The following is a 16,041-nucleotide window of genomic DNA, read 5'->3' on the forward strand; positions in this document are numbered from 1 at the left end:
ATGCCCGGCACGGTTCGTTTTTATCTCAATCAAACATTGGTCGACGTGCCGGTAACGGACTGCACGCAATCGGTTCTGGGGGCTCTGCGCTATGGGCTGGCTTTGACCGGCAGCAAGGAAGGCTGCGCGGAAGGCGATTGCGGCGCCTGTACCATCGTCATCGGGGCGCTGGAAAACGGACGGATGTACTATCGTGCGGTGAATGCCTGCATCCTGTTTCTGCCTGAACTGGATGGGAAAGATGTCTTTACCGTCGAGGGTCTGGCGCAGAAAAATGGCGATCTGCATCCGGTGCAGCAGGCCATGGTCGATCTCCATGGGTCGCAATGCGGCTTTTGCACGCCGGGCTTTGTGATGTCGCTTTATGCCCATTATCTGAATGATGGGTCCTTTGATCGGCAGGTTTTAAAGGATGTTCTGGCGGGCAATCTGTGCCGCTGCACCGGCTATGGCCCCATCCTCGATGCCGGAGAGGCGGTGGGGCGGCAAGTGGCGAGTGCGGCCAATGCCCGACCCGAGATCGATGGCGCCGCGCAACGGCTTGCGGCGATCCGGCGCAGCGCGATGCTCGATATCACCGTGCCATGCCCGATCACCGCTGTGCCCCAGCATTATCAGGCTCCCCGCAATAGTGATGAACTGGCCAAGGCCCTGATGGCGGCCCCCGATGCCACGATTTTGGCGGGGGGTACCGATGTTGGGCTTTGGGTCACCAAGCAGCATCGGCGGCTGCCGCATCTGATCTCGGTCACCGCCATCGATGATCTGCGCAGCATTACGGACGATGAAAAAGGGATCACCATCGGTGCGGCGGTGCGCCACAGTGATGCGATGGCCGCCCTTGCCGCCCTTCATCCTGATATCGGGGAATTATGGCGGCGATTTGGCTCGGTTCAGGTGCGCAATTCGGGCACATTGGGGGGCAATATCGCCAATGGCTCGCCGATTGGCGATAGCATGCCGCCTTTGATTGCCTTGGGGGCCAGCATCACCCTGCGCCATGGCGATCAGCGGCGAAGCTTACCCCTTCAGGATTATTTTCTGGCCTATGGGCGGCAGGATCGCACGCCCGGCGAGTTTGTCGAGCATATCCGGGTGCCGAAAATCGAGGCCAATCAGCATCTTCGCAGTTATAAAATCTCCAAGCGCTTTGATCAGGATATTTCGGCGCTGTGCTTTGCCCTTTTCGTGCATGTGGTTGATGATCATGTGAAAGCGGTGCGGATCGCTTTTGGCGGCATGGCCGCGACCCCGAAACGCGCCGACCATGCCGAGCAGGCCTTGCTGGGCAAAGCATGGGATGAGCCACAGATCCATGCGGCGATGGCGGCTTTGGGCCGGGATTTCACCCCCATGAGCGATATGCGGGCCAGCGCCGATTATCGCATGATGGCGGCCCGCAATGTGCTCTATAAGGCCTGGCTCGAACTTTCCGGTACATCCGGGCCTTTGCGGCTGGTGGGTCCGGGTGCCGATCCACAGGCCATGGTGGGGGAGGCAGCCCATGACTGATGTAAAAATGGCTGATGTAAAAACCGAAAAGCCCAAGGCTTCGATCATCGGCGGGGTGGCTGCCGCCATCGCCCATGATAGCGCCGCCAAGCATGTGGCTGGCAGCGCCCGCTATGCGGATGATCTGCCCGAGCCCAAAGACCTGCTGCATCTTTATGCCCTGCAAAGCCCCCATGCTCATGCCCGCATCACCGCGATGGATCTGGATGCGGTGCGCGCGGCCCCTGGGGTTGCGATGGTGGTGACGGCGGCGGATTTACCCGCTGCCAACCAGATCGGTGCGGTGTTCAAGGATGAGCCGCTGCTGGCCGATGGGCTGGTGCATTATGCGGGCCATCCGGTGGCGGTGGTGGCGGCCAATAGCATCGATCAGGCCCGCCATGCCGCCAGCCTTGCCAAGATCAGCTATGAGGTGCTGACACCGATTTTAACGATTGCCGATGCCCATCAGGCCGGATCTTATCTTGAGCCGCCGCAAAAAATGGCGCGGGGCGATGCGGGGCAGGCATTAAAGGCTGCCACCCATCGTTTGCAGGGTCGGCTTGCGGTCAATGGGCAGGATCATTTTTATCTGGAAGGGCAGGTGGCTTTGGCCATTCCCGGCGAAGATGAAGATGTGCATATCACCGCCAGTACCCAGCATCCCAGCGAGCTTCAGCATCTGGTGGCTGAAGTTCTGGGGGTGGCCAATCATGCGGTTTCGGTTGAGGTGCGGCGCATGGGCGGGGGCTTTGGCGGCAAGGAAAGCCAACCGGCGATTTTTGCGGCCTTGGCGGCTGTGGTGGCGAAACACACCGGGCGACCGGCCAAGTTCCGCCTTGATCGCGATGATGATATGGTGATGACCGGAAAGCGCCATGAAGCGCTCATCACCTATGATGTGGGCTTTGATGGAGACGGGCGGATCGAAGGCATCGCCTTTGAGCAGTTCATCCGCTGTGGCTATGCGGCGGATCTGTCTTTGGCGGTATCCGATCGGGCCATGTTTCACGCCGATAATGCCTATTTTCTGCCGCATGTGGAGATCACATCTTTTCGTTGCCGCACGCACAGCGTTTCCAATACCGCCTTTCGGGGCTTTGGCGGGCCGCAAGGGGTGATCGGCATTGAACGGGTGATGGATGATATCGCCGCTTTTTTGGGGAAAGACCCTTATGCCGTGCGCTGCCTCAATCTTTATGGCGGGGCGGGACGCGATCTTACCCCTTATCATCAGCAGGTGACGGATAATGTGATTGGCCAGATCATGGCCGATCTGGCGGATGAGACCGATTATGCCGCCCGCCGTGCTGCGGTGCGGGCCTTTAATGAAAGCCATCGCTGGCAGAAAAAGGGATTGGCGCTCACCCCGGTGAAATTCGGCATATCCTTTACCGCCACCCATCTCAATCAGGCGGGGGCTTTGGTGCATCTTTATGCCGATGGCTCGGTGCATCTCAATCATGGTGGCACGGAAATGGGTCAGGGCCTGATGACCAAGGTGGCGCAGATCGTGGCGGAAGAATTCCAGATTGATCTCAGCCGCATCAAGATCACCGCCACCCATACCGGCAAGGTGCCCAACACCTCGGCTACGGCGGCCTCATCGGGATCGGATCTCAATGGCATGGCAGCCCAGGCGGCGGCGCGCACCATCAAAAACAGGCTGATCGATTTTGCCTGCGAAAAAGCCGCTGTCGGCAGGGATCAGGTGCGGTTTGAAGCCAATCGGGTGGTGATCGGCAATGCAGAGATCAGCTTTGATGCTTTGGTGCGCGAGGCTTATTTCGCGCGCATTTCCCTGTCATCCACCGGCTTTTATAAAACCCCCGATATTCATTATGATCGGGCGAAGCATCAGGGCCGCCCTTTTTATTATTATGCCTATGGGGCGGCGCTTTCCGAAGTGGTGATCGATGTGCTGACCGGCGAAAGCCGGGTGCTGGCGGTCGATATTCTGCATGATGTGGGGCGTTCCCTTAATCCGGCGGTGGATAAAGGCCAGATCGAAGGCGGATTCATTCAAGGCATGGGCTGGCTGACCACCGAAGAGCTGGTTTTTGACGCCGATGGCCGGCTGCGCACCCATGCGCCATCGACCTATAAAATCCCGGCGGCCAGCGATCGCCCCGATCATTTCCGCATCAGCCTGTTTGATAATGCCAATAAGGAAGCCACCATTCATCGCTCCAAAGCGGTGGGCGAGCCCCCCTTCATGCTGGCAATATCGGTGCATTCCGCGCTTGTGGATGCCTTGGCAAGCCTGGCCGATGGGCCGGTGCGCCCCTGTCTTGATGCCCCGGCCACCCCGGAAGCGATCCTGCAGGCGATCCATCAAACCGGGCAGGGGGCCGTGGGCCTTACGGCCTTTGCCGGATCGCTCGATCATGGCTGATCGCGGTGCCTTGATCGATCTGATCCCGGCGACCCCATCGGCTTTCATGCTGGTGAGCGTGGTGGCCGCTTATGGTTCGGTGCCGCGCGGCCCGGGGGCGGTGATGTGCGTGATGCCGGAAGGCTTGACAGGCACCATTGGCGGTGGGGCTTTGGAATATCAAGCGATCCAGCTGGCCCGGGATGCGCTGGCCGAAGGGGGCGATCCCTTTTTGCGCGATTTCGCTTTGGGGCCGAAGCTCGATCAATGCTGTGGCGGGCGGGTCACCTTATTGTTTGATCCCTTTGATGCCGGCGACCGTCCCTTGCTCGATGCCATGGCACGTGATCCTCGGGCCTTGTTGCGCACCCACCTTGGCCATTCGGCGGGCCAACCTCATCATCGGTTGATCGCCGGTTCCCAGCGCCCGGATGGGCTGGCGGCGGATCGGGCGGTGGCGCTTTATGATGGGGCTGGGCGTTGCTTCGAGCCATCCATGCCTGTGCCTGTTGACGACATCGCCTCGGTCATCCAAAATTGTGGCTCGCCTTATGCGCCCCTTTATATATTTGGTGCGGGGCATGTGGGCCGGGCGGTGGCGGCAGTTCTCGCCCCTTTGCCTTTTGATGTGCATTGGATCGATCAACGCGCCGATGCCTTTCCCGCCGATGCACCGCCCCATATTCGCCAGCATCTGGTGCCTGATCCCAAAGCCCTTGTGGCCTCGGCCCCGGCGGGGGCGCTTTATCTGATTTTTACCCATTCGCATCCGCTGGATTTCGAGATCACGGCGGCTGTGCTGGCGCGCGGCGATAGCCGCTATTGCGGGCTGATCGGATCGGAAACCAAGCGGGCGCGCTTCATCAAGCGCTTTCGTGATGAGGAACATCTGGATGAAGCCCGGATCGGCAGGCTCACTTGTCCCATCGGCCTTGATGGGCCGCCGGGCAAGGAGCCAGAGGTGATCGCCATTGCCGTTGCTGCCGAGCTTTTGCACATCGTGCGGGGCGCTGATCTGCCCATGGAAGGGAGAGCGGGACTGTGACCATTGATTGGGTAAGCTGGATTGGCCTTGCCATCCGCTGGCTGCATGTGATCACCGGCATTGCCTGGATCGGGGCGTCATTTTATTTCGTGTGGCTCGATAACAATCTGCGAAAAGGGCCCCATAGCCAGCCCGGCGAGGCGGGGGATCTGTGGGCTGTGCATGGCGGCGGATTTTATCATAACAAGAAATATCTGGTGGCTCCCGATGATCTGCCCGATCATCTGCACTGGTTCAAATATGAAGCCTATTTCACCTGGATCAGCGGCTTTCTTCTGCTGGGGGTGGTTTATTATTATGGGGCCACGCTTTATCTGATCGATCCGTTGAAGGCCGATCTCAGTCGGATCGAGGCGATTGCCATCGGTTTGGGCTCGCTCGTCGCAAGCTGGCTCATTTATGATGCTTTGTGCCGATCCCCCCTTGGCCGCCATCATCGGCTTTTGGGGGTCATCTGGTTTGCGCTGTTAACGGCGGCGGCCTATGGGCTTGATCAGGTTTTCTCCGGTCGCGGGGCCTATATCCATGTGGGGGCGATGATCGGCACGGCGATGGTGGCGAATGTTTTTTTCATCATCATTCCCAATCAGAAAAAGGTGGTGGCAGCCATGCTGCGCGGCGATCAGCCCGATCCGGCGCTGGGAATGGCCGCCAAGCAGCGATCACTGCACAATAATTATATGACCCTGCCGGTCCTGTTCATCATGGTCTCGAACCATTATCCCATGACCTTTTCCAATCCCTATGGCTGGGCGGTGCTGGCGGGGATTTCGCTTTCCGGCATCATCATCCGGCATTTTTTCAATCTGCGTCATCATGGCAAAACCCATGGCGGGTTGATCGCTCTGGCCGTGGCGATTTTTGTGCTGACCATGATCTTTGCCGCCGATATGCAGCATCGGGCGCAAGCCGCACTGAAGCCCGCCGATGTCATCCGCTATGCCGATATCGAACCGATCATGAGCCGCCATTGCACGAGCTGCCATGCCGCCCGGCCCCGCCATGAATTTTTCGAGATCACCCCCGCCGATGTGATGCTGGAAACCAAGGCGCAGCTTGAGCAACATGCCGCGCGGGTGCGGGCGCAGGCGGTGGATGCCGATATCATGCCCCTGGGCAATGAAACGGGGATGACACCGGCAGAACGCGCCCGGCTCGGCGCTTATCTCGATCAATTGCGCAATCAAAAGAGCGCGCCATGACCGCTGAGAACATCATCCTGATGCCCCGACCTTTAACGCCAGAAGCCTTCGCCCCTTATGGCGATGTGATGATGGTGGAAACGGCGTCCGAGCACTTTGCGATCAATGAAGGGCACACGACCCGTTTTCATGATCTGGCGCGCCTTGATCTGCAACGGGATGGCGGGCATCCGCTGGTCAGCATATTTCGCAGCCAGCCCAAAGCCTTGCCCTTGCTGCTTGAGGTGATGGAGCGCCATCCGCTGGGATCGCAGGCCTTTTATCCCTTGAGCCCCCGGCCTTATCTGGTGGTGGTGGCCCCGCCCGGGGGTTTTGATCCGGCGGCGGTGGTGGCCTTCCTCGCCCGGCCCGATCAGGGGGTGAATTATCATGCCGGCACATGGCACCATTATTCCCTCGCCCTTGATGAGACGAGCGATTTTCTGGTCATCGACCGGGGCGGGCCGGGCGATAATCTTGATGAAGTGCGCCTTCATCCCTCTTTGAGGATCGATTTCGATGGAGGGCGATCATGACCCTTTCCGCCCATCGCGGGGAGATTTTCACCCTGAAGGATGATCCGGCCCTTGGCCCGGATGCCATTGTTCATCATCTTGATGGCCTGCTGATCATCGAGGATGGCAGGATCATCGATTGTGGTGATTTCAGCGCACTTTCCCCGCAACTGGCCACGGATCAGCATGTGACACACCATGAAAACGGGCTGATCGTGCCTGGCTTTGTGGATGCCCATGTGCATTTCCCGCAAATGGGGATGATCGCAAGCCCGGGCCGCCAATTAATGGAATGGTTGCGCGATTATACCTTCCCCGCCGAGCTGGATTTTGCCGATCCCGATCATTGCCGGGCGGCGGCACCGCTTTTTCTGGATGCACTGCTGGCCCATGGCACCACATCGGCGCTGGTTTTCGGCACCGTGCACAGCCAATCGGTTGAGGCTTTGTTTGAAGCCGCCCTCGCCCTTGATATGCGCCTGATTGCGGGGAAGGTGCTGATGGATCGCGATGCGCCTGAAGGCCTGCTGGAAAGCGCTGCGGATGGCTATGCGGCCAGCAAAAAACTGATCGAGCGTTGGCATCATGTGGGGCGGCTTGGCTATGCTGTCACCCCGCGCTTTGCCCCCACCTGTTCGGATGAAAGCCTTGCCAGTGCGGGGCGGCTTTTAGCGGACTATCCCGATATTCTGATGCAAACCCATCTGGCGGAAAACCTGTCTGAATGTGCTCATGTGGCGGCACTTTTTCCCGATGCCCGGGATTATCTCGATGTGTATGCCGGGCATGGATTGGTCGGGGATCGCTCGGTTTTTGCTCATGGCATCCATCTGGATGATGATGCGATAAAAAGGCTGGCCGAGGCGCGGTCGGCGGTGGCTTTTTGCCCCACATCCAATCTGTTTTTAGGCAGCGGCCTGATGCGCTATGAAGCCATGCGCAAGGCCGGTGTGCCCTTGGGTTTGGGCACGGATATTGGTGCGGGGACCAGCCTGTCGCTGCTCGATACCATGGCCGAAGCCTATAAGGTGGCGCATCTGGACGGGGTGGTGATCGGGGCTTATGAGGCCTTTTATCACGCCACATTGGGCGGCGCGCGGGCGCTTCATATCGATCAGGCGGTGGGCAGCCTTCAGCCGGGGCGGGAGGCGGATTTTCTGGTTCTGGATTATGCCGCAACGCCCATCATGGCGCAGCGCATGGCCCGCGCCCAAAGCCTTGAGGAACGCCTGTTCATCCTGATGATGCTGGGCGATGATCGGGCGGTGCGCCATGTTTATCTGGCCGGAAATCCGGCGCCCAGGCTTTATGCGCGAGCCTTATCATGAGCCGGGATGAGCATATTCAGCACGGGATCGTTTTTGACGATGCGCTTGCCATCTTCCTCGATGAAGCACAGGCCATCGGGCATCAATTGGATGATCAGCGCCTTGCGGATGCCATTGCTGATATTTGCCCCTGTTTTGTGCGGGGTGAGGGACGAGAAAATCACCATATCGCCAGCCTTGGCCGGAACACAGATGGCGGTGTCCTCAATTTGGGGCTGATCGGCGCCGCGCAGCCGGATTCCATCGGGGGTGCTATCGTGGATCAGGGTGCCCAAACGATGGATGCCGGGCAAAATCCACGGGCAGCCATTATCGCGGGTGGCATCATTCAGCGCGATCCAGCAGGTGATATAGGGCTGGGGATCGGTGAAGGTATAACCATTATCCTGATGCCACGGGAAGATGCGGGCTTTTTCCGGCTTTTTATAAACCGCCTGATCCCAATAAAGCCGCAGATCGGGGCCGATGAGATCATGGCCGATGGCGGCAAAGAGCGGGCTTGTGACCAGATCGCGCACCGCTTTGGAATGGACGACCAGATTGCGGGCAAAGCTGATGGCATCGGCTTTATAGCGAAAACTGCGCCCGCCCTCCAAATTAAGGGTGGTATCGCCGATCCCGGCTTCGATGGGATCGATGTCGGCCATCAGGCGTTGGAGCCATTCCGGGCCAAGGGCTTTCGGCAGCTTGATATAGCCCGCTTCATTGAACTGTTGCACCTGATCGGGGCTCAAATAGGTGAGACCATCGGTGGGGCGGTCGGGAAAGACGAAATCGCGATTGCGGGGGTCGGGCACGAATGGGGTCATGGGAAGGCTTTTTGCTTTCACTGAACGGATAAGGCTTGTGTTGCCCCATCATAAGGCTTTGAACCAGATTTTAAAAGACAGGGAAAAAGGATGACATCGATGTTCAGATATGTTGCAGCCCTTTGCGTGGGCCTGATCGGCGCCCCTTTGGCGCATGCCGAAAAAGTTGATCTTCTGATCACCAATGCAACGCTTGTGACCATGGATGGCAGCCGGCAGGTGATCGATCAGGGGGTGGTGGCGATCCGCGATCGCTTGATCCTCAATGTTGGCGGGCCAGAGCTTGCCGCTGATTATGAGCCGGAAAGGCTGATCGATGCCGGGGGGGATATCGTGATGCCCGGCATGATCAATCTGCATAATCATGTCTCGATGGTCGCCTTTCGGGGGTTGGGGGAATATGAGGTTGAAAATCTGTTGTTCGATGTGATGTTCCCCCTTGAGAAGGAACTGCTCAATCGCCAGCTTATCCGCGTATCGGCCCGGCAATCGGCGATTGAACTGGCGATGGGCGGCGTTACCAGCTTTGCCGATATGTATTATCACGAAGATGAAGTGGCCATTGCGGTGAAGGATGTGGGCCTGCGCGGTGTATTGGGCCAAACGGTGATCGGTTTTCCGGTGGTTGATTCCCTAGAACCCTATGGCGGGCTTGCCTATGCCGAAGATTTCATCAGGAAATACAAGGGCGATGAACTGATCACCCCGGCGATTGCGCCCCATGCCCCCTATACCGTGGATAAGGAGCAATTGCTGGCGGCCAAGGCGATTTCCGATCAATATGATGTGCCGATGCTGATGCATCTGGTGGAATTTCCCAATGAATATGAGATGGTGCTCGAACGCCATCCCGACATGGCCGATCATCGTTCGGAAATCAGCTATCTCGATCATATCGGCTTTCTGGGGCCGAAGCTTCTGGCCGCCCATGTGCTGTATCTGGATGATGCGGATATGGACCTGTTGAAGGCACGCGGGGTGGGGGTTGCCCATAATCCCAAAGCCAATTCCAAAGGGGCCAGCGGCATTTCACCGGCTTGGGAAATGATGAAAAAAGGACTGGATATCGGCCTTGGCACCGATGGGCCGATGAGCTCGAACCAGATGGATATCCTCAGCGTGATGCATTATGTGGCAGCGGTGGCGCGCCTGCGCCTGATGGATGCGACGCCATACACGCCTTTGGAGCTTGTTGAAATGGCGACCATCGGCGGTGCCCGCGCCCTCAATCGCGGCGACGATCTTGGCTCCATCGAAGCGGGCAAGCTGGCCGATCTGATCATCATCGATCGCGATGCCCCCAATATGCAGCCGGGCTATGATGTTTATGGCGCGATTGCTTTTGGTGCCTATCCCGGGAATGTGGAGACCACGATCGTCAATGGGCAGGTGGTGATGCATGATCGGATCATCGAAACCGTTGACCTGGCAGCCCATGAAGCGGAATGGAGCGAGGTGAAAAGCCGCGTCGAGGCTTTTGCCAAAACCCTGGAAGGAGGCATCCGATGAGCGTGGCTGAATCAGCCTTTTCCTTGCCCCCGATGGCGGAATTGCATTGCCATTTGGAAGGGACCGTTTCGCCCGCCATGGCGATGAAGCTGGGGGCGCGCCATGGCATGGACCTGCAGGGGCTTTTGGATGCGCATGGCGCTTATGCCTGGGATAATTTCAATGAATTTCTGGCGTCTTATGATGCCATGGCCAAAGCGATCCAAACGCCGGAAGATTATTTCGATATCACCTATGATTATTATGCGGCCATGGCCCGGCGCGGGCTGATCTATGGGGAAAGCTTTGTCTCGCCCGATCATGGGCAGTATCATGGCCTGTCTTATCCCACGCTTATCGAAGCGATATCAGGGGCGATGAAAAAGGCCGAAGCCGATTTCGGGATCACCGCCCGGATCATTCTGATCGCCGTGCGCCATTATGGGGTGGAGCGGGCCAAAGCCGTGGCCGAACTCGCCCATCGCCATCCCCATCCCATGGTTGTGGGATTTGGCATGGGGGGGGATGAACATTATCTGCATCCGGCTGATTTCAAACAGGCTTTTGCCTGCGCTTCTGATGCCGGATTGGGGCTGACCTGCCATGCCGGAGAGGCGATGGGCCCCGAAAGCATCAAGGCCACCATCGATGCCCTTCATGTCAGCCGGATCGGCCATGGGGTGCGGGCCATCGAAGATCCGGCCCTTGTGGATGAATTGCGCGATAAGGGGATCGTTTTGGAACTGTGCCCGGGGTCAAATGTTGCTTTGGGCGTTTATCCTGAACGATCCGCACATCCTTTGGCGGCCCTGATCCAAAGCGGATTGAAAATCACCCTCAATTCCGATGATCCGCCCTTTTTTCATACGGATATCGAGCAGGAATATCGCAATGCTTCTCTGTATGAAGGTCTGGATGGCGATGATCTGCGGCAATTAACCCGGCAGGCCATCAGTGCCGCCTTTTGCGATGACGAGACAAAACAAAGCCTGCTGAACACCATCGCGGAGCCCCAAAAAAGCTGATCATTTGGTCAGGAAAAGGGGTATTTTCGTAGGTTTTTCGCGATAAACGCGCCGGACTGATGCTTTGTTGCAACAGATGACACTTTTCTTGATTGAATCATCAAATCTATTGTTAACAATCTGGTTTAGGCGATGCAAAAGTGCCATGCCATCAGGTGATGGGATATGGCCATAAGCCGGTTTCAGCCTGTGGAATGAATGGGCCCGCCCGAAACAGAGTGGAGGAACGAATGCGTTATCACGGACAATCCAAAGCCGCCCAATGGCTTTCATGCTGTAGCCTTGCAGCATTGGCCATCAGCGGCCTTGCTGCGACCGCTTCGGCACAAAGCCGGAATGACAGCGGCGCCTTCGTTCTGGAAGAAATCGTCGTCACGGCCCAGAAGCGCGAGCAAAGCCTGCAGGATGTGCCTAGCTCAGTAGCGGCCATTGGCGGGGAAAAGCTCGATATTCTCAATGCGGCGGGTTCTGATATTCGATTTCTATCCGGGCGCATTCCCAGCCTGACGATTGAATCATCTTTTGGCCGCACCTTTCCCCGCTTTTATATCCGGGGGCTTGGGAATACCGATTTCGATCTTAATGCATCCCAGCCGGTTTCGTTGATCTATGATGAAATCGTCATGGAAAATCCGATCCTCAAGGGGATGCCGGCTTTCGATCTGGAACGGGTGGAAGTGTTGCGCGGACCGCAGGGCACCTTGTTTGGCCGCAATACCCCGGCGGGGATTGTGAAGCTGGAATCGAAAAAGCCGACCCATGAATTTGATGCCTATGGCAAATTTACTTATGGCCGCTTTGATACGATTGAATTTGAAGGGGCTGTGGGCGGTTCGCTGATCAAGGACGTGCTCGCCATCCGCACCTCGGTCAAGCATCAGCATCGCGATGATTTCATCACCAATGATGCGCCCGGTCTTTTGGCCAATCGCGATGAAATCGGCGGCTATGATGATTTCGCCGGCCGTGTGCAGCTTTTATATACCCCAACGGATCGTTTTTCTGCACTGCTCAATTTTCACGCCCGGTCTCTTGATGGCACAGCGCGGGTTTTTCAGGCGAATATCATCAACCCCGGCGTGGGTGGGCTTGTGGATGATTTCGATCGCCGCCGCGTGACCCAGGATGGCCAGAATGAGCAGGATCTCGATCAGCGGGGCTTGACGGCGAAACTGGAATATAAACTTGATAAATTCACGATCACTTCGATCACCGGGTTCGAGCATGGTGAAGTGTTCAGCGTGGGCGATGTGGATGGCGGCTTTGGCGGGGAATTTGAGGGTGTTCCCTCGACCCCGGGCTTCATTCCCTTCAATGCGGAAACTGCCGATGCGGTGCCGGGCCTTGATCAATGGACACAGGAATTGCGGCTGTCGAGCAATGATCTGGGGATGATCGATTTTCAGGTCGGCTTCTTTTATTTCGATGAAGATCTGAAGATTGAAAGCACCAATTTCAATTCTCTGGCCAATAATGCGCCCAATGGCTTTGCCTCGCAGCGCCAGAAATCTGAATCCTGGGCGATTTTCGCGAATGTCAATATCGAGGTGACCCCCGATCTGATCGTTGAAGGCGGGGTGCGCTACACCGAAGATGACAAGGATTTCACCGCCACCCGCACTTTATCGCCCCTTTCATTTCTGGGAATTGGCGGCATCGGGCCGCTGGAAGCCAATCCATCCGATGAAGTTTTGAGCTGGGATGTCAGCGCCACCTATATGATCAATGATGATATCAGCGTTTATACCCGGGCGGCGAAGGGCTTCCGCGCACCATCCATTCAAGGGCGTTTGTTGTTTGGCGATGAGGTGACGGTGGCCGATACCGAAGAGATTTTTTCGGTTGAAGCCGGGATCAAAACGGAATTGTTCAATAACCGGATGCGCTTGAATTTGTCGGCTTATGTGGCTGATATGGATGGTCAGCAGCTCACTGCGGTGGGCGGCGATGCCAATTTCAATCGGCTGGTGAATGCTGCCGATACCAATCTTTCCGGTGTGGAAATGGATCTGGAATGGGCGGTTACCAATAATCTGTTCGTTACCGCCGGGGCCAGCTATAATTTTACCCGGATCAATGATCCCGATCTGCGCACGCTGCCTTGTGGCGGTGGCTGCACCATCACCGATCCGATCATCGATGGCTTTGTGCAGCTTGATAATAACCGCCTGCCGCAGGCCCCGCGTTGGATCGCCAATGCCACGGCGCGCTATGGTGTGCCGGTGGGGTCGGTCGGCGAGATTTATGCCTATACCGATTGGGCCTTTACCTCTGAGAAGAATTTCTTCCTCTTTGAATCGCCGGAATTTACCAGTGGGCGGGAATTGATCGGCGGTTTGCGTGTTGGGTATAATCATGATGATCGGCTTGATTTCGCGCTTTTTGGCCGCAATATCACCGACGAAACGGAATTGAAGGGTGGGATCGATTTCAATAATCTCACCGGTTTCGTCAATGAACCTCCGATCTGGGGGATCGAAATCAGCGCTCGATTCTGATCAACTTCCGATCAAAATTTGATCTGATAAAAGGCTCGGAATCATCAGGGTTCCGGGCCTTTTGTTTTTGGATTTGATCGCTTTGGGCAGGCGTTCTTGCTTTTATGTGCCCGATCATGATGAGATGGCAACATATGAACAGGAGATAATCTGATGGACCGCGCGCTGCAAAATCTGATTTGCGACATTCCCAAGGCCGAATTGCATCTGCATATCGAGGGCACATTAGAGCCGGAAATGATGTTTGAACTGGCCAGCCGCAATGGTCTTTCGCTTCCCTATCCATCGGTTGAAGCTTTGCGCGCGGCCTATGATTTTTCCAATCTTCAGGATTTTCTCGATCTTTATTATGAAGGGGCCAATGTTTTACGCACCCAGCGCGATTTTTATGATCTCACCTTTGCCTATCTGCAAAAAGCGGCCGCTGATCATGTGCGCCATGTGGAAATTTTCTTTGATCCGCAAACCCATACGGATCGCGGCCTTGCTTTTGCCACGGTGATCGAGGGGATATTGCAGGCCCTCAAGGATGGCGAAGCCGAATTGGGCATCACATCGGGGCTGATCCTGTGTTTTTTGCGCCATTTAAGCGAGGATGCCGCGATTGAAACCTTCAAGGCGGCAGAGCCCTGGTATGATCAATTGCTGGGCGTGGGGCTTGATTCATCGGAAGTTGGCCATCCGCCCTCGAAATTTACCCGGGTTTTCGATATGGCGGGCAAAGCGGGCCTGAAGCGTGTGGCCCATGCCGGGGAAGAGGGGCCCGCAAGCTATATTCATGAAGCGCTGGATCTTTTGCAGGTGGATCGCATCGATCATGGCAATAAAAGCCTGGATGATCCCACCCTTATCAAAAAACTGGCGCAATCGGGGATGACCCTGACCCTGTGCCCGCTTTCCAATCTGAAATTATGCGTGATTGATGATATGCGCGATCAGCCGGTGAAGGCGCTGTTGGAAAAGGGGGTGCATGTGATGCTCAATTCTGATGATCCCGCTTATTTTGGGGGCTATCTGAACGAGAATTATCTGGCCGCCGCCCGCGCCCTTGATCTCTCTGCCGCCGATATCGAGCGCTTGGCCCGCAACAGCTTTAAAGGGTCGTTTTTGGATGAGGCGACCAAAGCCCGCCATGATGCCGCCATCGATGCGTTCATGGCCACACAGCCCGCCGCCCCCGCCTTTTGATCCATCCTAAGGAATAAAGTTCTAGCTTGCGGTAAAGCTTTGCATCAGGCTGCCGGCCAAAAGATGCCAGCCATCCACCAGAACGAAAAAGATGATCTTGAACGGCAGGCTGATCAGCACCGGCGGCAGCATCATCATCCCCATCGACATCAGGATCGATGCGATCACCAGATCGATGACGATGAAGGGGATATAGATCAGAAAGCCGATTTCAAAGGCCCGCTTCAATTCGCTGATGACAAAAGCCGGAATGAGGCTGGTGAGGGGAATTTCATCCACCGTTTCCGGCTGATTGGCGCTGGCCGCATCAACGAATAATTGCAGATCTTTCTCCCGAGTATTGGCCAGCATGAAGGTTCGGAAGGGGGCCGTGGCGGCGGGCAGGGCTTCTGCGGGTTCGATCTCTTCATTGATCAGGGGCTCGATCCCCTGCTGCCATGCAGCCTGCAAGGTGGGCGCCATGATGAAGCCGGTGAGAAAGATGGCGAGCGAGATCAGCACCACATTGGGCGGTGTTTGCTGGGTGCCCAAAGCCGAGCGCAAAAGCGATAAAACGATGATGATCCGGGTGAATGAGGTCATCACGATGAGGATCGACGGAGCCAAAGAGAGCACCGTGATCAGCAGCAAAAGCTGCACCACCCGCCCGGTCAGCGTGCCGTCCTGCCCCAGATCCACAGACAATGATTGGGCCAGCACCGGGCTGTTTGACACAAGCCAGATAAAGGCCGCCGTGAAAAGCGTGGCGACACGCAGAGGGGTGAAAAGGGGGCGGCGGGCCATCATGATTGCGGCTCTTGGGTGATGGGCTGGGGGGTGGGTTGGGTTTGGCGTTCGGATGTGATCTGAAGGCAGGCGGACGGGCCGATCAGCACCAGATGTTCATCCCCATCGCATTGGATTAAAACCAGCTTGTTGCGGGCATCGATCTGGCGGGTTTCCAGTACCATAAGCCTGCGATCCGTGCGCCCTGTGCGGATCAGGGGCTGACCCCCCATGCCCGACCAGCGGCGCAGAATGAAGGCAAGCCCCCCAATCAGGCCAATCACGAAAAGCAGGGATAAAATGGCGGTGATGATGTCTTTAGCCAGCATAAAGC

General features: G+C 56.9%; 13 protein-coding genes. 10 read left to right on the top strand and 3 right to left on the bottom strand.

Annotation, left to right across the window (positions count from 1 at the left end; genetic code table 11):
• From xdhA to guaD, 6 genes are read left to right on the top strand one after another with little or no spacing between them, the layout of a single operon-like run.
• On the top strand, positions 1-1,512 hold the full coding sequence (gene xdhA / locus QK300_RS10160; RefSeq protein WP_281301558.1) for a xanthine dehydrogenase small subunit: 1,512 nt from the start codon (positions 1-3) through the stop codon (positions 1,510-1,512).
• The gene (xdhB, locus tag QK300_RS10165; RefSeq protein WP_281301557.1) at positions 1,505-3,886 is read left to right on the top strand and encodes a xanthine dehydrogenase molybdopterin binding subunit; all 2,382 of its coding nucleotides are present in this window, start codon (positions 1,505-1,507) and stop codon (positions 3,884-3,886) included. The genes xdhA and xdhB overlap by 8 nt, the downstream gene beginning before the upstream one ends.
• Positions 3,879-4,910, top strand: coding sequence for a xanthine dehydrogenase accessory protein XdhC (xdhC, locus tag QK300_RS10170; RefSeq protein ID WP_281301556.1), 1,032 nt, complete (start codon positions 3,879-3,881; stop codon positions 4,908-4,910). The genes xdhB and xdhC overlap by 8 nt, the downstream gene beginning before the upstream one ends.
• Entirely contained in the window at positions 4,907-6,112 is a 1,206-nt protein-coding gene (locus QK300_RS10175; protein ID WP_281301555.1) for a urate hydroxylase PuuD, read from the top strand. The genes xdhC and QK300_RS10175 overlap by 4 nt, the downstream gene beginning before the upstream one ends.
• A complete protein-coding gene (locus tag QK300_RS10180) occupies positions 6,109-6,627 on the top strand; it encodes an ureidoglycolate lyase (protein ID WP_281301554.1) in 519 nt (172 codons plus the stop codon). Before QK300_RS10175 ends, QK300_RS10180 begins: the two co-directional genes overlap by 4 nt.
• The gene (gene guaD / locus QK300_RS10185; protein ID WP_281301553.1) at positions 6,624-7,934 is read left to right on the top strand and encodes a guanine deaminase; all 1,311 of its coding nucleotides are present in this window, start codon (positions 6,624-6,626) and stop codon (positions 7,932-7,934) included. The genes QK300_RS10180 and guaD overlap by 4 nt, the downstream gene beginning before the upstream one ends.
• On the opposite strand, the gene QK300_RS10190 is transcribed toward guaD, so the two are convergent.
• A complete protein-coding gene (locus QK300_RS10190) occupies positions 7,913-8,743 on the bottom strand; it encodes a phytanoyl-CoA dioxygenase family protein (protein ID WP_281301552.1) in 831 nt (276 codons plus the stop codon). The two genes, guaD and QK300_RS10190, sit on opposite strands and share 22 nt — an antisense overlap.
• Positions 8,744-8,842: 99 nt before the next feature.
• Here QK300_RS10190 and QK300_RS10195 point away from each other — a divergent pair, with 99 nt between their 5' ends.
• The 4 genes from QK300_RS10195 to QK300_RS10210 all read left to right on the top strand — a co-directional run bounded on the left by QK300_RS10195 (position 8,843) and on the right by QK300_RS10210 (position 14,942).
• On the top strand, positions 8,843-10,252 hold the full coding sequence (locus tag QK300_RS10195; RefSeq protein ID WP_281301551.1) for an amidohydrolase: 1,410 nt from the start codon (positions 8,843-8,845) through the stop codon (positions 10,250-10,252).
• Positions 10,249-11,256: an adenosine deaminase gene (gene add, locus QK300_RS10200; RefSeq protein ID WP_281302303.1), complete on the top strand. Its 1,008-nt coding sequence runs from the start codon at positions 10,249-10,251 to the stop codon at positions 11,254-11,256. Before QK300_RS10195 ends, add begins: the two co-directional genes overlap by 4 nt.
• Positions 11,257-11,486: 230 nt before the next feature.
• Complete coding sequence (locus tag QK300_RS10205) at positions 11,487-13,754, top strand: TonB-dependent receptor (protein ID WP_281302304.1); 2,268 nt, start codon at positions 11,487-11,489, stop codon at positions 13,752-13,754.
• A gap of 153 nt (positions 13,755-13,907) precedes the next feature.
• Complete coding sequence (locus tag QK300_RS10210; RefSeq protein WP_281301548.1) at positions 13,908-14,942, top strand: adenosine deaminase; 1,035 nt, start codon at positions 13,908-13,910, stop codon at positions 14,940-14,942.
• Positions 14,943-14,963: 21 nt separating this feature from the next.
• Here QK300_RS10210 and fliP read toward each other — a convergent pair whose 3' ends face one another.
• Together fliP and QK300_RS10220 are read right to left on the bottom strand one after the other, a co-directional pair.
• Positions 14,964-15,725 carry a flagellar type III secretion system pore protein FliP gene (gene fliP / locus QK300_RS10215; protein WP_348651873.1) on the bottom strand — a complete coding sequence of 254 codons (762 nt, stop codon included), beginning with the start codon at positions 15,723-15,725 and terminating at the stop codon, positions 14,964-14,966.
• Positions 15,725-16,036 carry a flagellar biosynthetic protein FliO gene (locus QK300_RS10220; protein WP_281301546.1) on the bottom strand — a complete coding sequence of 104 codons (312 nt, stop codon included), beginning with the start codon at positions 16,034-16,036 and terminating at the stop codon, positions 15,725-15,727. The genes fliP and QK300_RS10220 overlap by 1 nt, the downstream gene beginning before the upstream one ends.
• Between the last annotated feature and the right edge of the window lie 5 nt (positions 16,037-16,041).

The organism is Iodidimonas sp. MBR-22 (assembly GCF_029946565.1).
Lineage (GTDB): Bacteria > Pseudomonadota > Alphaproteobacteria > Sphingomonadales > Rhodothalassiaceae > Iodidimonas > Iodidimonas nitroreducens.